Below are 18,668 nucleotides of genomic sequence, written 5' to 3'. Positions count from 1 at the left end.
GATGTCGTATGATTGTTTTTGCAAAAAACAAAAATTTTCGCCAGTTACTCATCAATCAATGGATTTCAGGTTTTGGAGACATTGTTTTTTATTTGGCTTTGATGGACTATGTTTCCGCCTATTCCTTTGCTCCACTTGCGGTTTTATTGATTTCCCTTTCTGAAACGCTGCCCCAGTTAATTCAGGTTTTTACTGGAGTTGCGGCGGACTTTCAGAAGAATCGTATTCATAAATACCTGCTTATACAGTTTAGTAAGGTGCTTTTATATAGCTTGGTAACGTTTTTGCTGCTTGGACAAGAATTCTCTTTCTTGATTCTGCTTTTGATTTGCTTGATTAACTTTCTGTCGGATAGTCTGAGTTATTTTTCAGGTGCCATGCTGACCCCAGTTTATGTAAAGGTGATTGAGCAAGATATGACCTCTGCTATGGGCTTTCGGCAGGCTAGTATGAGTCTGGTTCATATTTTGGGGAATCTAGCTGGCGGTTTTCTCATTGCTTGGATGAGTATTGGAGCTTTGGCAGGTCTGAATGCTCTGACATTCTTGCTAGCTTACCTTGGCTTTTGGCATATTAGTAAAAATTTACAGGAATTAGAACCAGAGCTAGGTAATGCAAAGAAGCTAAATAGAGAGAATTATTGGCAGCATTTATTGGATTCTCTTAAAGTCTTGCTGGGATTGAAAAACGTTGTGAGGTTGTTATTGGTTTCAACCTTTGGGCAGGTCACTCTGAATATTCTGACGCCAGTGGCGACTCTTTTATTGCTGAAAAGGCCTTTTTGGAATCTGCAGATTGGTCAGTCCATTGCCGTGTTAATTGTTCTAAGTTCCGCTGGTCTGATCTTAGGGAATATTTTGAGTGGCAGTTTGCTGAAAAAACTTTCGACTAAGCTTGCTATGTATAGTAGCCAAGTATGTGAAGGTTTTATTCTTTGCGGTTTTTTCTGGCAAAACTTTTTACTTGTCCTGATAGCAAGCTTTGCTTGCTCTGTTACAGTCGGTCTGCTGAGTCCTAGATTGCAGAAATCTGTATTCAGTATGATTCCAGAAAAAGCAATGGGAGCTATCCAGTCGGCTATTAATCTATTTAGCATGGCTGTTCCGAGTGTTTTATCTATGCTGTTGATAGCTCTTGCTAGCAGTTTGGGGGTTATTTATATTCTCCTCCCGCTTGTGTTAATGCTGGCACTGTCTTTCTACTTAATTATTCCAATGGAGAACTTGAAGGCAGATTCGGATAGCTGTTGAATGGCAGCTATCTTATTTTTCTGCTTTGAAGAGACTTCTGATTTTTTAGGTCATTTTTGGTATAATAAAGGACAGGAAATACAAGGAAGTAAACCATGAAGATTTTTGATACACACACGCATTTAAATGTGGAAGAATTTGCTGGTCGAGAGGCAGAGGAGCTCCAGCTGGCTGCAGAAATGGGCGTCAGCAAAATAAATATTGTCGGTTTTGACCGACCGACCATTAAGCGCGCCTTGGAGTTGGCCGACAGCTATGATCAGCTTTATGCTACGATTGGCTGGCATCCGACTGAGGCTGGGACGTATGATGAGGCGGTGGAAGCCTATCTGCTGGACAAGCTTCGTCACCCCAAGGTGGTGGCTCTGGGCGAGATTGGGCTGGACTATCACTGGATGACTGCGCCCAAGGATGTTCAGGAGCGGGTGTTTCGACGCCAAATCCAGCTCTCTAAAGAGCTGAACCTGCCCTTTGTCGTTCACACACGTGATGCTTTAGAAGACACTTATGAGATTATCAAGAGTGAGGGTGTGGGACCAAGAGGTGGCATTATGCACTCTTATTCGGGTTCTTTGGAAATGGCAGAGCGCTTTATCGAGCTAGGAATGATGATTTCTTTTTCTGGAGTTGTGACCTTTAAGAAAGCGACGGATATTCAGGAGGCTGCGCAGAGCCTGCCTTTGGACAAAATCCTCGTTGAGACGGATGCACCTTATCTGGCGCCCGTTCCCAAGCGTGGACGAGAAAACAAAACAGCCTATACCCGCTATGTGGTAGAGAAAATTGCTGAGCTTCGTGAGTTGACTGTCGAAGAAGTAGCGCAGGCGACTTATGCCAATGCAAAGAAGGTGTTTGGGCTTGACTGAGAAGATAAAAATCCCCCAGGTAATCGTCGTTGAGGGCAAGGATGATACAGCCAATCTGCAACGATTTTACCAAGTTGACACTTACGAGACGAGAGGTTCCGCTATCAATGAAGAAGACCTAGAGCGGATTGAGAAACTGCACCAGCTGCGTGGGGTTATTGTCTTTACTGATCCAGACTACAATGGCGAGCGTATCCGTCGAATGATTATGGAAGCCGTGCCAACTGCTCAACATGCCTTTCTCCGTCGAGATGAGGCGGCTCCCAAGTCTAAAAACAAGGGTAAATCGCTCGGAGTGGAACACGCTTCATTTGAGGATTTACAGCAGGCGTTAGCTGGGCTGGTCGGATATTTCGATGATGAGGATAATTTTGATATCACCAAAAGCGATCTTGTGCGACTAGGTCTGCTTATGGGAAGCGACAGCCGTCAGCGCCGAGAGTATCTGGGAGAGCAACTCCGTATCGGCTATTCTAACGGCAAGCAACTGCTAAAACGTTTGGAACTGTTTGGCGTGACCTTGGCGGAAGTGGAAACTTTAATAAAAGATTATGAAAGGAAACAACATGGCAAATAGAAGCTATATTTATTTAAAAAACGGCGATGAGGCACGTATTCTAACGGAGGGAGTTTACACAATTCCTTGTTTTTGGCAATTATTTTGGGATGAAGAAGATTTGCAATCAGTTATTCCTATATGGGAAAAAGCGGAACAGCTCGAAGAAGAAGATGATGATGAGGCAGAAAGATTTTACCAAGAGCAGAATGTGGATATCTTAATTCCTATTGAAAAATTCCAGAAAAATGCTCTCCAAAATCGGTCTTTTTTAGAACAGTATGCTCCTCAGACCCTGCAACTGTATGATGACTTTGTTCGCTATATTCTTGTAAATGCTAAAGATGGTGATATGCTAGGATTCTATGTTTTAGAAGTTGTTTTTATGGACGAGTTGTCTATAGCTTCTGATAAACTTTTAAAAAATATCCGAGCTATTCAGGAAAGTGAAGCAAAAGATTTGGATTTTTCTTTAACAGGTAAGGACTTAATTGCTCTTGCTATGGGGTTTCCTGATTATTATGCCTCAGAATTATTGCCAGAAGACAATATTCTCGACTCGGTTGCATATCAAAATGAGTTGAAGAAAATGCAAGGCCAAGAAGCTAAACAAGAGCAAAGGCAAGAAGAGCTGGTACAAGTCCAAGAAGATGATCAAGGGCTTGATGAGACTGGGGTCGATGCAAAAGAGAACAAGCGAGTTAATGGCGTCATATATTTGCTTTTATTGGCACTAGTAATTAGGTTGATTTTTTATATGATGGTTAAGAGATAGAAAAGAGAGAAGATGAGAATTGCAGACCATAGTGTGACCCGTGCCATTCTGGAGCGTCACGGTTTCACTTTTAAAAAATCTTTCGGTCAGAATTTCCTGACTGATACCAACATCCTCCAGAAGATTGTGGATACAGCCGAGATTGATAAAAAGGTCAATGTCATCGAAATTGGTCCTGGTATTGGGGCATTGACAGAATTTTTGGCCGAAAGTGCCGCGGAGGTCATGGCCTTTGAGATTGATGATCGTCTGGTGCCCATTTTGGCGGATACTCTGCGCGATTTTGATAATTTGACAGTGGTCAATCAGGATATTCTCAAGGTTGATTTGGCCCAGTACATAGCAGAGTTTAAGAATCCAGACCTGCCTATCAAGGTAGTGGCAAACTTGCCCTACTACATCACGACGCCGATTCTTATGCATTTGATTGAGAGCGGGATTCCTTTTAGTGAGTTTGTCGTGATGATGCAGAGAGAAGTAGCGGATCGGATTTCGGCTCAGCCGAATACCAAGGCCTATGGTAGTTTGTCGATTGCGGTCCAGTATTACATGACGGCCAAGGTTGCCTTTATCGTGCCGCGGACAGTCTTTGTGCCAGCGCCAAATGTGGATTCAGCTATTCTCAAGATGGTTCGCAGAGACCAGCCTGCAGTTGCGGTACAGGACGAGAAATTCTTTTTCAAGGTCTCCAAGGCCAGCTTTGTCCACCGCCGGAAGACTCTCTGGAATAACCTAACCAGTTATTTTGGGAAGTCAGAGGAGACTAAAGGCAAACTGACAGCAGCTTTAGAACGAGCTGAATTATCTCCAAGTGTTCGGGGAGAAGCTCTTAGTTTAGAAGAATTTGCTCGCTTGGCAGACGCTTTGAAGTCTGAGGGATTATAAAAAAATAGAAGATCTGCTCTATATAGCTGGTCTTCTATTTTGCTAATGAGGTAAATATGAAAGTGAAACGTCAATTTCTATTTTCATAATAACAAAAAATCCTATCAATCATGATAGGATTACTTTTTATGCGGAGGAAGGGATTTGAACCCTCACACCCGTACGGGCACATGCGCCTGAAGCATGCGTGTCTGCCGTTCCACCACCTCCGCTTGAGATTCTATTATAACTTATTTTTGTGAAAATGCCAATAGAGAATGTGAAATTTTTTCATACTACGAAAAAGCTTCTATTTTTTCTTTACTAAAATAGTTCTATAATATTGCCATTATAGTAAGTATTTGTTACAATAAGATTAATTACTTATTTAGGTAACAAAATAAAAAAGGAGAATGTTATGAAACTGAAAAAATGGCTGCTATTTTTGATGCTGCCCCTTCTGTTTTTGCTGGATTTAAAGCTCTTTACAGCAACGGCTCAAGCAGATGTTTTGAAGAATGCCATCACGGATATTAAAATCTGGGATCATTCTAATGGCCGCGAAGCAACCAAGGTTAACGGTGCTTATAATTTGGTTCAAGGGGGAAATTATCGTTATGAGCTAGTTTTTGATTTGTCAGCTTACGATAGCCAGCTCAAGGATGGGGACACCTTTACCTTTACAGTACCAAACGGTGCAACCATTGCTAATGGTACAACCTTTACCCTGACGGATAATGAAACGCAGGTCCAGCTTGGATCAGCCAAGATGACTTCAAATGGATCAGCCAAGGGTGGCCTTATTACAGTCACTATTCAAAATTTAGCAGATTACAAGGCTAAAACAACTGCTACTGGCGTAAGAGGAAGCTTCTTCTTTGACTTTCAGGCGACGACAGTAGGCGCTGATCAGGACTGGAATTATAATCCCGAGGAAACTCAAGGCGCGATGAGCCATAAGGTAACCATTAACGAGCGCAAACAAAGCAGTTTTTCAACAGCCGGTGAAAACTACGCTAAGATTGGAGGGGTCATTGCTAAGAAGCCATATAATTCGGCTATTCTTGGCAAGAGCGGAGACTACTCCCATAACTGGACTGTTCGTATCAATACTCAGCAAAAGACTTATAATTCTCCGATTGTTATCAAGGATGTAATTCCAGATAGCAGTGCGCCAATGCAATTCGTTCCGGAGCAATTTGTCCTTCGCCAAGGGGAGTACACACAGAGTTTATCAAGTATTGCGAATTCTGTTATCTTGAAAGAAGGTCAAGATTACACGGTTATTTATAATGAGACCTATACAGAGTTTACTCTGACCATTCTTAATCCAGACAACCATGCCTTTATGTTGAACTATATGACAACTTCACCAGCTGATGGTTCTTTAGTATCCAATACGGCTGAGATGGAAGTTAATAATGAAAAACTGCCATTCAGAGATGACCGTCCTGGTCAGACGAGTTCTACAGTAGAGCGTAGCAGCCGGATTACAGAAGGCGGTGTCATTACAGCGGATATCAGCAACAGTCTGGTTCTCTACAAGCAAGATTCTAAGACTGGCAAAATGCTGGAAGGTGCTGTCTTTAAGGTGACAACTCCTAGCGGTGAAGAGATTACTCTGCCGCCGACAGATGCTAACGGTCGGGTTTCTACACAGCCTTTCTCAAGTGAAGAAATCAAGAAAGGTCAATTCACAGTAGAAGAAGTAACAGCTCCGGAAGGCTATGTACTGGACAGCAATCCGATGAAGGTGACTATCAAGGCTGATGGAGCGGTTAAGACAGTCAAGAATACGGTGGATCCAAATGCCAGCAAAAAGCTGACAGTCAAGAAAGTTTGGAAAGATGAAAGCAATCAGGATGGCAAGCGTCCAGCTTCTATTGCTGTAGATGTCTACGCTAACGGTCAAAAACTGGCTGATAAGACAGTGACCGTAACTGGTGGCAGTACTGATGCGGAGTGGACAGCTCAGACAAGTGATTTACCAATCTTTGATACAAATGGTCAAAAAATCACCTATACAATCGGTGAAGATCAGCTTGATGGCTACGATGCTCCAGAAGTAGATCAGGAAAATCTCACTGTTACCAATAGTCGTACGCCAGAGAAAATCGCTATCAAAGCTAGCAAAAAATGGGATGACGCTGAAAATCAAGACGGCAAACGTCCTGCCAATGTTGTTGTAAAACTTTATAAAGAAGTTGGTGGTCAGAAATCAGAAGTTGCGAATCGAACTCTGACCGAAGCTGACCAGTGGGCAACCGAGTTCACCAACTTGAACAAATATGAAAAGGGACAAGAAGTTGTTTATTCTATTGAAGAAGATGCGGTCCCTCACTATCAATCTCAGGTAACTGGCAATGCTGCTGACGGCTTTGTAGTGACCAACACTTACAAGCCAGAAACCATCAAGATTTCCGGTCAGAAGAAGTGGGATGATGCGGAAAACCAAGACGGCAAGCGTCCAAATGCTGTTAGAGTCAAGATCTTGAAAGGCCAAGATATTGTCGATATACAGGAAGTGACTGCTGCTAACGGTTGGAAATATGAATCTAATCCTCTTCCTAAATATGCAGCAGGCCAAGAAATTGCTTATACTGTTGCAGAAGAAGCTGTCTCAGGCTACACGAGCAAGGTGGACGGCTACAACATCACCAACTCTTACACTCCAGAAACGGTCAAGATTTCTGGTCAGAAGAGATGGGATGATGTGGACAACCAAGACGGTAAGCGTCCAGCTTCTGTTAAGGTTAAAATTCTGAATGGTGATACGGTTGTTGATGAGCAAAATGTGACTTCCGCTAACGAATGGAAGTATGAGTCTAAGGCTTTACCTAAATATGCAGCAGGCCAAGAAATCACTTATACCGTAAGTGAGGAAGCTGTACCAGGTTATACTAGCAAGGTAGAGGGTTACAACATCACTAATTCTTACACTCCAGAGACAACGACTGTGTCTGGAAGCAAGACTTGGGAGGATGGCGATAACCAAGATGGCAAACGTCCAGCTTCTATCACAGTTAATCTGCTAGCTGACGGTCAAAAAGTCAATACCCAAACAGTCAGTGAGGCAGAAGGTTGGTCTTACAACTTTACTGGCTTGCCAGTCTATAAGGATGGCCAACGGATCACCTATACAGTGACAGAAGAAGCTGTACCGGGTTATTCAACCAATCTCAACGGCTACAATATCACTAACTCTTATACACCAGAAAAGACAGAAATCACTGCCAGAAAGACCTGGAATGACAGCGACAATCAAGACGGCAAGCGTCCAACTAAGATTAGCATTAAGCTGATGAAGACAGTCGGCGGTGTCAAGACAGAAGTCGCTAGCAAGGAAGTGACGGCTGCTGATCAATGGCAAACCAAATTTGAAAATCTGCCAGTCTATGAAAATGGTCAGAAGATTGATTACTCTATCGAGGAAGATGATGTAGCTGGCTACACTAAAGAAATCAAAGATTTCACTGTTACCAACTCTTATACACCAGAGATGATCAAGATTTCCGGTCAAAAAGTCTGGGATGACGCTGATAACCAAGACGGCAAGCGTCCAGCTTCTGTTAAGGTTAAAGTGAAAAATGGCGATACTATCGTAGATGAGCTGGAAGTAACAGCTGCTAACGATTGGAAGTTTGAGTCTAAAGCTCTTCCTAAGTATGCAGCAGGTCAAGAGATTGCCTACACTGTTACTGAAGAAGCAGTTGCGGAATATCAAACGAAGATTGATAAGTTCACCATTACTAATTCTTACACTCCTCAAAGTACGGAGTATGCTGTTACGAAGGTCTGGGATGATGCTGATAACCAAGACGGCAAGCGTCCAGCTTCTATCACAGTGCAACTGTATAGCTCAGTAAATGGTGAAGAGCCAGTTGCTGTCGCAGGTAAGACATTAACATTGACAGTTGCTGATAAGGCAGATGCCAACACATGGAAAGCAAGTTTCACTAATCTGCCTCAGTTTGACAAGGGACAGAAGATCACCTACTCCGTCAAAGAGGATGATGCAACAGTAGTCGCTTTGAAAGAAAAAGGTTACAGTCCGAAAGTAGAAGGTCAGACAATCACTAACTCTCATACTCCAGAGCAGGTTAAAGTTTCTGGTCAGAAAGTCTGGGATGATGCAGACGATCAAGACGGCAAACGCCCAACATCTATTACAGTTAAGGTAATGGATGGAAGCACTATTGTTGATACACTTGAAGTAACAGCTGCTAATGGATGGAAGTTTGAATCTAAAGACCTGCCTAAATATAGAAATGGTCAAGAGATTGTTTACACGCTTTCTGAAGTGTCAGTTGCTCAATATGAAACTAAGATTGATAAGTTCACCATTACCAACTCCTATACTCCAGAAACCGTTAAAGTCTCTGGTCAAAAGGTTTGGGATGATGCTAATAATCAAGATGGCAAGCGCCCGGCATCTATCAAGGTCAAGATTTTGGACGGAGATAAGGTGGTAGATGAGCTGGAAGTGACAGCTGCTACTGACTGGAAGTTTGAGTCCAAAGATCTGCCTAAGAATAAGAAGGGCAAGAAAATCAACTATACAGTCCTTGAAGAAGTGACGGTTGAGGGTTATAGCAGCAGCCAAGAACAAACAACAGATGGCAGCTTCACTTTGACTAACAGCTATAAACCAACACAGATTGCTGTTAAGGGAACTGCGGTATGGTCAGATGCTGAAAATCAAGATAAGGTACGACCTTCCAAAATTACTGTTCGCCTCTTGGCAGATGGCAAACCAATTAAAGAAGAGGTTGTGTCAGAAGAAAATGGTTGGCAGTATAACTTTAGCGACCTTCCTAAGTACAAGGACGGTAAGGAAATTGTCTATAGTGTTGCGGCTGATCCAGTTGATGGCTACAAGCTTGAGATCAACGGTACTCAGCTGACCTTCAGTCATATCCCTGCTAAGAAAGATGCTGTTGAAGGAGCGGTAAATAATAAGCCAGGCGTTCAAGCTCCGAAAGTCGGAGGGAAAACTCTTCCTCGTACTGGACAGGAAGAAAGTCTTCTTGTTACTATTCTTGGCTTCTTAACAGCTCTTCTCGCAGGAGGAATGCTGATGGCTAAGGCGAAACGCAGCTAATTTGTTTTGATACTTACTGAAAATTACAGTGGGCATCTCATTCGATATAAAAAAGCGAACAGGTTCTTTTGGACTTGTTCGCTTTTATCATGTTAGTTTCATCCCAAGTATTTTAAAGCAGCTACTTTCTATGAAAAAAGAAGCCAATCTTAAGAAATGCCTTCTATGCAAAACAAGCAAGCTAAATCTCGCATTTTTTGTTATAATGAGTGTATTAACTTTTAAGGAGCAATCTTGCAAGGAAAAATCATTAAGGCTCTGGCTGGTTTCTATTATGTAGAGTCGGACGGACAGGTTTATCAAACCAGAGCGCGGGGTAATTTTCGCAAAAAAGGGCAGACACCTTATGTCGGTGATGAAGTCGAATTTTCAGCTGAAAAAGACTCGGAAGGTTATATTTTAAAAATAGCAGAGCGAAAGAACAGTCTTGTACGCCCTCCGATTGTCAATATTGACCAAGCTGTTGTTATCATGAGTGCTAGGGAGCCGGATTTCAATGCCAATCTGTTAGATCGTTTTCTGGTGCTTTTAGAGCATAAACAGATTCATCCTATTATCTACATCAGCAAGTTAGACCTACTTGAAGATGAGCAGAGCTTGGATGTCTATGTACAGACCTATCAGGCCATCGGTTATGAGGTCCTTAAGGCTACTGAAGAGTTGCTGCCGCTGCTGACAGGGAAAATCACTGTTTTTATGGGACAGACCGGGGTTGGAAAGTCCACTCTGCTCAATAAAATCGCTCCAGACCTGCAATTGGAAACAGGAGAGATTTCCGAAAGTTTGGGTCGTGGCCGCCATACGACACGGGTCGTCAGCTTTTACAATCTAAACGGCGGTAAGATTGCCGATACGCCAGGATTTTCGTCTTTGGATTACGAGGTGAGTACAGCTGAAGATCTCAATCAAGCTTTTCCTGAGATTGCTGAGTTCAGCCAATTCTGTAAATTTCGTACTTGTACCCATACTCACGAGCCAGCTTGTGCAGTCAAGCCAGCTGTTGAGACCGGCAAGATAGCGTCCTTCCGCTTTGACAATTATCTGCAGTTTCTCAGCGAGATTGAGAATCGTCGGGAAACTTATAAAAAAGTTGCCAAAAAAAATTCTAAATAAGGAGAAGAACTATGACATCGTTCAAAATCGCCCCTTCAATCTTAAGTGCGGACTATGCTAATTTTGAAGCAGAATTGAAGAAATTAGAAGCGACAGGTGCTGAGTATGCCCATATCGATATTATGGATGGTCATTTTGTACCAAATATCAGCTTTGGAGCTGGGGTTGTTGCCAGTATGCGTCCTCACAGCAAGCTAGTCTTTGACTGCCATCTGATGGTTTCCAATCCTGAGCACCATATCGAAGAATTCGCTCGTGCCGGTGCAGATATTATCAGCATCCATGCCGAAGCGACACCTCATATCCACGGAGCACTGCAGAAGATTCGGGCAGCAGGAGTTAAGCCTAGTGTTGTGATTAATCCGGGAACACCAGTCGAAGCAGTCAAAAATGTTTTAAATCTGGTTGACCAAGTCCTTGTGATGACAGTTAATCCAGGCTTTGGCGGCCAGGCCTTTCTGCCAGAAACCATGGATAAGATTCGTGAACTGGTCGTTCTGCGCGAAGTCAATCAGCTGAATTTTGATATTGAAGTGGATGGCGGTATTGACGATAAGACCATTGGTATTGCTAAAGAAGCCGGTGCCAATGTCTTCGTAGCAGGCAGCTATGTCTTCAAAGGTGATGTCAATCATCAAGTCCAAACCTTACGGGATGCCCTACATGACTAAGGTTGCGCTGTTTGCTGGCGGAAACTTGGAGCATTTTAGCTTAGATTTTGATGTGTTGGTCGGAGTAGACCGTGGGAGCCTTTTTCTGCTTGAGCAAGGAGTTTGTCCTGATTTGGCTGTCGGGGATTTTGACTCTGTGACCAAGGAGGAGTTGCTGCGTATAAAAGATAGTGCCAAGGAAGTCGTTCAGGCCCATCCTGAAAAGGATGATACAGACCTGGAGTTAGCTGTTCTGGCTTGTTTTGAACGGTATCCAGATGCCCGTTTGACCATTTTCGGCGCCTTTGGCGGCCGTCTGGATCATGCCTTGGCTAATGTCTTCCTGCCCAGTAATGAAAAAATTGCACCATATATGGAGAAGATTTTTCTGGAAGACGAACAGAATCTGCTGACCTATGTTCCCAAGGGTCGCCATGAAATCAAACCGGTAGCTGGTATGCGCTATCTAGCCTTTCTGCCGTCGGATGATGCTGCCTTAACGATTGAGGGCGCCAAATATCCGCTCAATAAAGATAACTTTTTTTTCAAAAAAGTGTATGCTTCTAACGAATTTATAGATAAGCCCATTTATTTGGACTTTGATAGCGGCTATACAGTCGTCATTTACAGCAAAGACAGGAGCTGATATGGAGTTTATAATTATCCTCATTCTTTTGGGAAACCTAGTGCTGACTTTTCTCCTATGGCAAAAGCTCAGTCAGCAGACCGAGACGCTAAAGCAAGTCTTGGAAAATCAGGCAGATCATCTATCGGATCAGTTGGACTATCGCTTGGAGCAAGAAAGCCAGAAAAAGCAAACGGCTCAGAAAGAGCTGGAATTAGCTCTGGGAGATCGCTTAAGCGAGGTCAGGACAGACTTGCACCGCAACTTGACAGAGCTGCGCTTGGAAATCAGTGACAACCTGACCAAGAATCGGGATAAAACTGACGAGCGTATGCGGCAGATTCAAGAGTCCAATGAAACCCGTCTAGAGCAGATGCGACAGACTGTTGAAGAAAAACTGGAAAAGACACTTCAGACTCGTCTTCAGACTTCTTTTGAAACGGTCTCTAAGCAGTTGGAGTCTGTCAATCGCGGTCTGGGAGAAATGCAGAGTGTTGCTCGAGATGTCGGCACCTTGAACAAGGTCCTTTCCAACACCAAGACCCGAGGGATTCTAGGCGAGTTGCAACTAGGCCAGATTATCGAGGACATCATGACGGCTAGTCAGTATGAGCGAGAGTTTGTGACGGTGGCCGGCTCCAGTGAGCGGGTCGAATATGCCATTAAACTGCCGGGACAGACAGAGCATGAATATGTCTATCTGCCCATTGATTCTAAGTTCCCTCTGGCTGATTACTACCGTTTGGAAGATGCTTATGAATCTGGCAGCAAGGAAGAGATTGAGCTCTATCGCAAGTCTCTCTTAGCAAGTGTTAAACGCTTTGCCAAGGATATTAAGAGTAAATATCTGGCACCACCAGCTACGACCAATTTTGGAATTATGTTTCTGCCAACGGAAGGTCTCTATTCGGAAGTTGTCCGCAATCCAGCCTTTTTTGATAGTTTGCGCCGAGAGGAGCAGATTGTGGTGGCAGGTCCATCGACCTTGTCTGCCTTGCTCAACTCGCTCTCTGTCGGCTTTAAAACGCTCAATATCCAAAAAAGTGCCGACGACATCAGCAAGGTTCTGGGTTCTGTCAAATCCGAGTTTAACAAGTTCGGTGGCATTCTGACCAAGGCACAAAAACACTTGCAGCATGCTTCGGGCAATATTGATGAACTCTTAACCCGTAGGACAGGAGCTATCGAAAGAACCTTACGCCATATTGAGCTGTCTGACCAAGACCTCGATTTAAACTTACTTGATTTTTCAGAAGAAAGGGAAAACAATGAAGATTAATCAAATGAAAAAAGATGAACTGTTTGAAGGTTTCTATCTGATCAAGTCAGCAGAAGTCCGTCAGACAAGGGCTGGAAAAAATTATCTGGCCTTTACGTTCCAAGATGATACAGGGGTAATTGAAGGCAAACTCTGGGATGCTCAGCCACATAATGTTGAAGAATTCACTGCTGGCAAGGTCGTGCACATGCAAGGCCGACGAGAAGTCTACAATAACACACCCCAGGTAAATCAACTGACCCTGCGTCTTCCTAAGGCTGGAGAGCCCAATGATCCAGCGGATTTCAAGGAAAAACCGCCAGTTGACCAGAAAGAAATTCGAGACTATTTATCTCAGATGATTTTTAAGATTGAGAATTCGGTCTGGCAGCGCGTGGTGCGTTCGCTTTATAGCAAGTATGACAAAGAGTTTTATTCTTATCCAGCAGCTAAGACCAATCACCATGCTTTTGAGTCTGGTCTAGCTTTTCATACAGCTACTATGGTCAAGCTGGCAGATGCTATCGGAGACATTTATCCTCAGCTTAATAAAAGCTTGTTATTCGCAGGGATTATGCTTCATGACTTGGCCAAGGTTATTGAGCTCAGCGGTCCGGAAAATACCGAGTATACTGTGCGAGGCAATCTGATTGGGCACATCGCTTTGATTGATGAGGAACTGACCAAGACCTTGATGGAGCTGAAAATTGATGACAGCAAAGAAGAAGTAATCGTCCTGCGGCATGTCCTTCTCAGCCACCACGGTCTCATGGAATACGGTAGTCCTGTCCGGCCTAAGATTATGGAGGCAGAAATTCTGCACATGATTGATAATCTGGATGCGGAAATGATGATGATGACTGCTGCCTTGGGACTTGTTGATCCAGGTCAAATGAGCAATAAAATATTCGCTCTTGAAGGCCGTTCCTTCTACAAACCAAAACTTGAACAGTAAAATACGAAAAATGGACATTACTTGGAAAAGAATGTTCGTTTTTTTGTTTCTGTTATGGTATAATGAATAAAATAACTTTAATTGGTGAAAAAATGAAATTAAGAAGAAGTGAGCGTATGGTGGTTATTTCTAATTATTTGATTAACCATCCTTATGAATTAACGAGCTTAAATACATTTGCAGAAAAATACGAATCTGCCAAATCTTCTATTTCAGAAGATATTGTCATTATTAAGCGAGCCTTTGAAGAGATTGAAATTGGGACCATCGAAACGATTACGGGTGCCGGTGGAGGAGTGATTTTCAGCCCGTCCATCTCCGATGCAGAAGCTAAGACCATTGTGCAAGGTCTTTGTGATCAGCTATCTGAAAGCAATCGGATTCTTCCGGGGGGCTACATTTACCTATCTGATCTGCTCAGCACTCCATCCATTTTGAATAATATCGGACGGATCATTGCCAAAAGCTTTAAAGGTCAACAGATTGATGCTGTCATGACGGTTGCGACTAAGGGAGTACCTTTGGCTAATGCAGTAGCCAATGTTCTCAATGTGCCTTTTGTCATCGTTCGTCGGGATTTAAAGATTACAGAAGGATCAACGGTCAGTGTCAACTACGTATCGGGCTCCAGCGGAGATCGTATTGAAAAGATGTTCTTGTCTAAGCGCAGTCTCAAGGCTGGCAGTCGCGTCTTGATTGTGGATGACTTCCTCAAAGGTGGGGGGACTATTACAGGGATGATTAGTCTCTTATCTGAGTTCGACTCTGAGTTGGCAGGTGTAGCTGTCTTTGCGGACAACGCGCAGGCCAATCGCGATTATCTGGACTATAAATCGCTCTTGAAAGTAACCAATATTGATGTCAAGGCGAATACCATTGATGTGGAAATTGGAAATATTTTTGATTAGGGAAAAGGGCGGAGATTATAGATGAAAATAGTTTTAGAAAAGTTTGACCACAGTCCGCTGTGGATTCGTTTAGGAGTATTGTCGATTTTATTTGGAATTCTGATTACCGGCATGGTTTTTGTACAAGGTCAGTCTAATTCCACCAGAAATTCAGTTAGTTCAGCTGCCAGCATCGCATCAAGCAGCTCTTCCTTACAGCTATCTTCTGCTCAAAAAGAAGCACAGGAAAAAGAAATTCAGGAAGAGGAGCAAGCAGTTCAGGCCGCAGAAGAAGCAGTCAAACAGCTTGAAACCATGCAAACTTTGGAAGATTTGCAGCTGGCTAAGACTACAGTAGAGAAGGTCAAGGATGCAGCGACGAAGGCTAGATTCCAAAGCCGTATTCAGGCGATAGCAGTCTTGATTGATCCGGAAGCAGCTCAGGTAGCTGTTTCTGAAAATTCAGCTGCTGTATCAGAAGAAGCAGTGGCTCAGCCGCAGCAATAAGTTAGCAGCAATCTAATAAACAGAGATAGGCTTAAAATAGAAAAAATGTATTGACAGAAAAGTATCGTCGTGCTATAATGATAGACGGTACTTTTTACTTTTGGTCTCTCAAAAGTGTACAGAGACGTGCTGACAAATGTTGCAAAAGTACACGCAGATGATAGCTGTCACCAAGTGTATCATCACCAAAATTAAAAAAATACAGGAGAATGTAGATGCCTACAATTAACCAATTGGTTCGCAAACCGCGTAAATCAAAAGTAGAAAAATCTAAATCACCAGCTTTGAACGTTGGTTACAACAGTCATAAAAAAGTTCAAACAAACGTTTCTTCACCACAAAAACGTGGTGTAGCAACTCGTGTTGGAACTATGACACCTAAAAAACCTAACTCTGCCCTTCGTAAATTTGCTCGTGTACGTTTGAGCAACCTTATCGAAGTTACTGCTTACATCCCAGGTATCGGACACAACTTGCAAGAGCACAGCGTGGTGCTTCTTCGTGGTGGACGTGTAAAAGACCTTCCAGGGGTACGTTACCATATCGTCCGCGGTGCACTTGATACAGCAGGTGTTACTGATCGTAAACAAGGCCGTTCTAAATACGGTACTAAAAAACCAAAAGCATAAGGAAAGGGGAGAAAGATAAATGAGTCGTAAAAACCAAGCGCCTAAGCGCGAAGTATTGCCAGATCCGCTTTACAATTCAAAATTAGTTACTCGTCTTATCAACCGCGTTATGCTTGATGGTAAGCGTGGTACAGCGGCTTCTATCGTTTACGGAGCTTTTGATCAAATCAAAGAAGCAACTGGGAACGATGCGCTGGAAGTATTTGAAACAGCTATGGAAAATATCATGCCTGTACTTGAAGTTCGTGCTCGCCGTGTCGGTGGTTCAAACTACCAAGTTCCGGTTGAAGTTCGTCCAGAACGCCGTACAACACTTGGACTTCGCTGGTTGGTAACGATTGCTCGTCAACGTGGTGAGCACACAATGGTTGACCGCCTTGCAAAAGAAATCTTGGATGCATCTAACAACACTGGTGCAGCTGTTAAGAAACGTGAAGACACTCACCGTATGGCAGAAGCTAACCGTGCCTTCGCACACTTCCGTTGGTAAGAATAAGATACTAAGGGCGTTAAAAAAGCGACTGAAAATTAGGAAACTTGACGCAGAATCAAAGATTCTAGAAAAGCTTATCTATTTTCCGAGCTTTTAGCCCGAGTTCAATTCAACTCATCTACAAGTTGAGACCAACAAAAACAAGATAAACATTGAGAACGGGTAGGTCCTGCCTATCCGTTTTTGCTAAATAATGTTATAATAAACTGTAAAATAAATTAATAGGAGAAATAACCAAATGGCTCGCGAATTTTCACTTGAAAAAACTCGTAATATCGGTATCATGGCCCACGTTGATGCTGGTAAAACAACAACAACTGAGCGTATTCTTTACTACACTGGTAAAATCCACAAAATCGGTGAAACTCACGAAGGTGCGTCACAAATGGACTGGATGGAGCAAGAGCAAGAACGTGGTATCACTATCACATCTGCTGCGACAACTGCTCAATGGAACAACCACCGCGTAAACATCATCGACACACCGGGACACGTGGACTTCACAATCGAAGTACAACGTTCTCTTCGTGTCTTGGACGGTGCGGTAACCGTTCTTGACTCACAATCAGGTGTTGAACCTCAAACTGAAACAGTTTGGCGCCAAGCAACTGAGTACGGAGTTCCTCGTATCGTATTTGCCAACAAGATGGACAAGATTGGTGCTGATTTCCTTTACTCAGTAAGCACTTTGCATGATCGTCTTCAAGCAAACGCTCATCCAATCCAATTGCCAATTGGTTCAGAAGATGACTTCCGCGGAATTATTGACTTGATCAAGATGAAGGCTGAAATCTATACTAACGACCTTGGTACAGATATTTTGGAAGAAGATATCCCAGCTGAATACCTTGAGCAAGCTCAAGAGTACCGTGAAAAATTGGTGGAAGCAGTTGCTGAAACTGATGAAGATTTGATGATGAAATACCTTGAAGGTGAAGAAATCACTAACGAAGAATTGAAAGCTGCTATCCGTAAAGCGACTATCAACGTTGAGTTCTTCCCAGTATTGTGTGGTTCTGCCTTTAAGAACAAGGGTGTTCAGTTGATGCTTGATGCAGTTATTGATTACTTGCCAAGCCCGCTTGACATCCCAGCGATCAAAGGTATCAACCCAGATACAGAAGAAGAAGAAACTCGTCCAGCATCTGACGAAGAGCCATTTGCAGCTCTTGCCTTCAAGATCATGACTGACCCATTCGTAGGTCGTTTGACTTTCTTCCGTGTTTACTCAGGTGTTCTGAACAGCGGTTCATACGTATTGAACACTTCTAAAGGTAAACGTGAGCGTATCGGACGTATCCTGCAAATGCACGCTAACAGCCGTAATGAAATTGAAACTGTTTATGCGGGTGATATCGCTGCTGCCGTAGGTTTGAAAGATACAACTACTGGTGACTCATTGACAGATGAAAAAGCTAAAATCATCCTTGAGTCTATCAACGTTCCAGAACCAGTTATCCAATTGATGGTTGAGCCTAAGTCTAAGGCTGACCAAGACAAGATGGGCGTTGCTCTGCAAAAACTGGCTGAAGAAGATCCAACTTTCCGTGTTGAAACAAACGTTGAAACTGGTGAAACAGTTATCTCTGGTATGGGTGAGCTTCACTTGGATGTCCTTGTTGACCGTATGCGTCGTGAGTTCAAGGTTGAAGCAAACGTAGGTGCTCCTCAAGTATCTTACCGTGAAACATTCCGCGCTTCTACTCAAGCTCGTGGATTCTTCAAACGCCAATCTGGTGGTAAAGGTCAATTCGGTGACGTTTGGATCGAATTTACACCAAACGAAGAAGGAAAAGGTTTCGAGTTTGAAAATGCTATTGTCGGTGGTGTGGTTCCACGCGAATTCATCCCTGCAGTAGAAAAAGGTTTGGTTGAGTCAATGGCGAACGGTGTCCTTGCTGGTTACCCAATCGTTGACGTGAAAGCGAAACTTTACGATGGTTCATACCATGATGTCGACTCATCTGAAACAGCCTTCAAGGTTGCTGCATCACTTGCTTTGAAAGAAGCTGCTAAGACTGCACAACCAGCTATCCTTGAACCAATGATGTTGGTAACAATCACTGTTCCTGAAGAAAACCTTGGTGACGTTATGGGTCACGTAACAGCTCGTCGTGGACGTGTTGATGGTATGGAAGC

General features: G+C 43.3%; 16 protein-coding genes and 1 tRNA gene. 16 read left to right on the top strand and 1 reads right to left on the bottom strand.

What is annotated here, in order from left to right:
* Positions 1–8: 8 nt before the first annotated feature.
* From RWX26_RS10230 to rsmA, 5 genes are all read left to right on the top strand, one after another.
* On the top strand, positions 9–1,250 hold the full coding sequence (locus tag RWX26_RS10230; RefSeq protein ID WP_314581472.1) for a hypothetical protein: 1,242 nt from the start codon (positions 9–11) through the stop codon (positions 1,248–1,250).
* Positions 1,251–1,345: 95 nt separating this feature from the next.
* Complete coding sequence (locus RWX26_RS10225) at positions 1,346–2,116, top strand: TatD family hydrolase (RefSeq protein WP_314581469.1); 771 nt, start codon at positions 1,346–1,348, stop codon at positions 2,114–2,116.
* Positions 2,109–2,693: a ribonuclease M5 gene (rnmV, locus tag RWX26_RS10220; RefSeq protein ID WP_399558539.1), complete on the top strand. Its 585-nt coding sequence runs from the start codon at positions 2,109–2,111 to the stop codon at positions 2,691–2,693. Before RWX26_RS10225 ends, rnmV begins: the two co-directional genes overlap by 8 nt.
* On the top strand, positions 2,683–3,447 hold the full coding sequence (locus tag RWX26_RS10215; protein ID WP_042763043.1) for a hypothetical protein: 765 nt from the start codon (positions 2,683–2,685) through the stop codon (positions 3,445–3,447). The genes rnmV and RWX26_RS10215 overlap by 11 nt, the downstream gene beginning before the upstream one ends.
* A gap of 12 nt (positions 3,448–3,459) precedes the next feature.
* Positions 3,460–4,332, top strand: a complete 873-nt coding sequence (gene rsmA, locus RWX26_RS10210; RefSeq protein WP_314581464.1) for a 16S rRNA (adenine(1518)-N(6)/adenine(1519)-N(6))-dimethyltransferase RsmA — start codon at positions 3,460–3,462, stop codon at positions 4,330–4,332.
* A 129-nt stretch (positions 4,333–4,461) separates the two neighbouring features.
* Here the strand turns inward: rsmA and RWX26_RS10205 are convergent.
* Positions 4,462–4,544, bottom strand: a tRNA-Leu gene (locus RWX26_RS10205).
* Between the two features lie 185 nt (positions 4,545–4,729).
* On the opposite strand from RWX26_RS10205, the gene RWX26_RS10200 reads away from it, so the two are divergent.
* The 11 genes from RWX26_RS10200 to fusA form a co-directional block, all read left to right on the top strand.
* Positions 4,730–9,412, top strand: coding sequence for a Cna B-type domain-containing protein (locus RWX26_RS10200; RefSeq protein ID WP_314581460.1), 4,683 nt, complete (start codon positions 4,730–4,732; stop codon positions 9,410–9,412).
* A gap of 234 nt (positions 9,413–9,646) precedes the next feature.
* Positions 9,647–10,525 (top strand): ribosome small subunit-dependent GTPase A, encoded by an 879-nt coding sequence (gene rsgA / locus RWX26_RS10195; RefSeq protein WP_314581458.1) that lies wholly within the window; start codon positions 9,647–9,649, stop codon positions 10,523–10,525.
* A gap of 11 nt (positions 10,526–10,536) precedes the next feature.
* Positions 10,537–11,196 (top strand): ribulose-phosphate 3-epimerase, encoded by a 660-nt coding sequence (gene rpe, locus RWX26_RS10190; RefSeq protein WP_049552868.1) that lies wholly within the window; start codon positions 10,537–10,539, stop codon positions 11,194–11,196.
* Entirely contained in the window at positions 11,189–11,821 is a 633-nt protein-coding gene (locus RWX26_RS10185; protein ID WP_314581508.1) for a thiamine diphosphokinase, read from the top strand. Before rpe ends, RWX26_RS10185 begins: the two co-directional genes overlap by 8 nt.
* Before the next feature lies 1 nt (position 11,822).
* A complete protein-coding gene (rmuC, locus tag RWX26_RS10180) occupies positions 11,823–13,079 on the top strand; it encodes a DNA recombination protein RmuC (protein ID WP_011837560.1) in 1,257 nt (418 codons plus the stop codon).
* Positions 13,069–14,013: a 3'-5' exoribonuclease YhaM family protein gene (locus RWX26_RS10175; protein ID WP_314581452.1), complete on the top strand. Its 945-nt coding sequence runs from the start codon at positions 13,069–13,071 to the stop codon at positions 14,011–14,013. The genes rmuC and RWX26_RS10175 overlap by 11 nt, the downstream gene beginning before the upstream one ends.
* A gap of 92 nt (positions 14,014–14,105) precedes the next feature.
* Positions 14,106–14,921: a pur operon repressor gene (gene purR, locus RWX26_RS10170; RefSeq protein WP_223312124.1), complete on the top strand. Its 816-nt coding sequence runs from the start codon at positions 14,106–14,108 to the stop codon at positions 14,919–14,921.
* 21 nt (positions 14,922–14,942) lie between these two features.
* A complete protein-coding gene (locus RWX26_RS10165) occupies positions 14,943–15,407 on the top strand; it encodes a hypothetical protein (protein ID WP_314581449.1) in 465 nt (154 codons plus the stop codon).
* A 215-nt stretch (positions 15,408–15,622) separates the two neighbouring features.
* Complete coding sequence (gene rpsL, locus RWX26_RS10160; RefSeq protein WP_002893867.1) at positions 15,623–16,036, top strand: 30S ribosomal protein S12; 414 nt, start codon at positions 15,623–15,625, stop codon at positions 16,034–16,036.
* Between the two features lie 19 nt (positions 16,037–16,055).
* Positions 16,056–16,526: a 30S ribosomal protein S7 gene (rpsG, locus tag RWX26_RS10155; RefSeq protein ID WP_002893865.1), complete on the top strand. Its 471-nt coding sequence runs from the start codon at positions 16,056–16,058 to the stop codon at positions 16,524–16,526.
* Positions 16,527–16,767: 241 nt separating this feature from the next.
* Positions 16,768–18,668: elongation factor G (gene fusA, locus RWX26_RS10150; RefSeq protein ID WP_314581442.1), on the top strand; the 1,901-nt coding region annotated here is incomplete at its 3' end.

Source organism: uncultured Streptococcus sp. (genome assembly GCF_963536705.1).
GTDB lineage: Bacteria > Bacillota > Bacilli > Lactobacillales > Streptococcaceae > Streptococcus.
The sequence above is the reverse complement of the archived record's forward strand: the minus strand, read 5'-3'. Positions and strand labels throughout refer to the sequence as shown.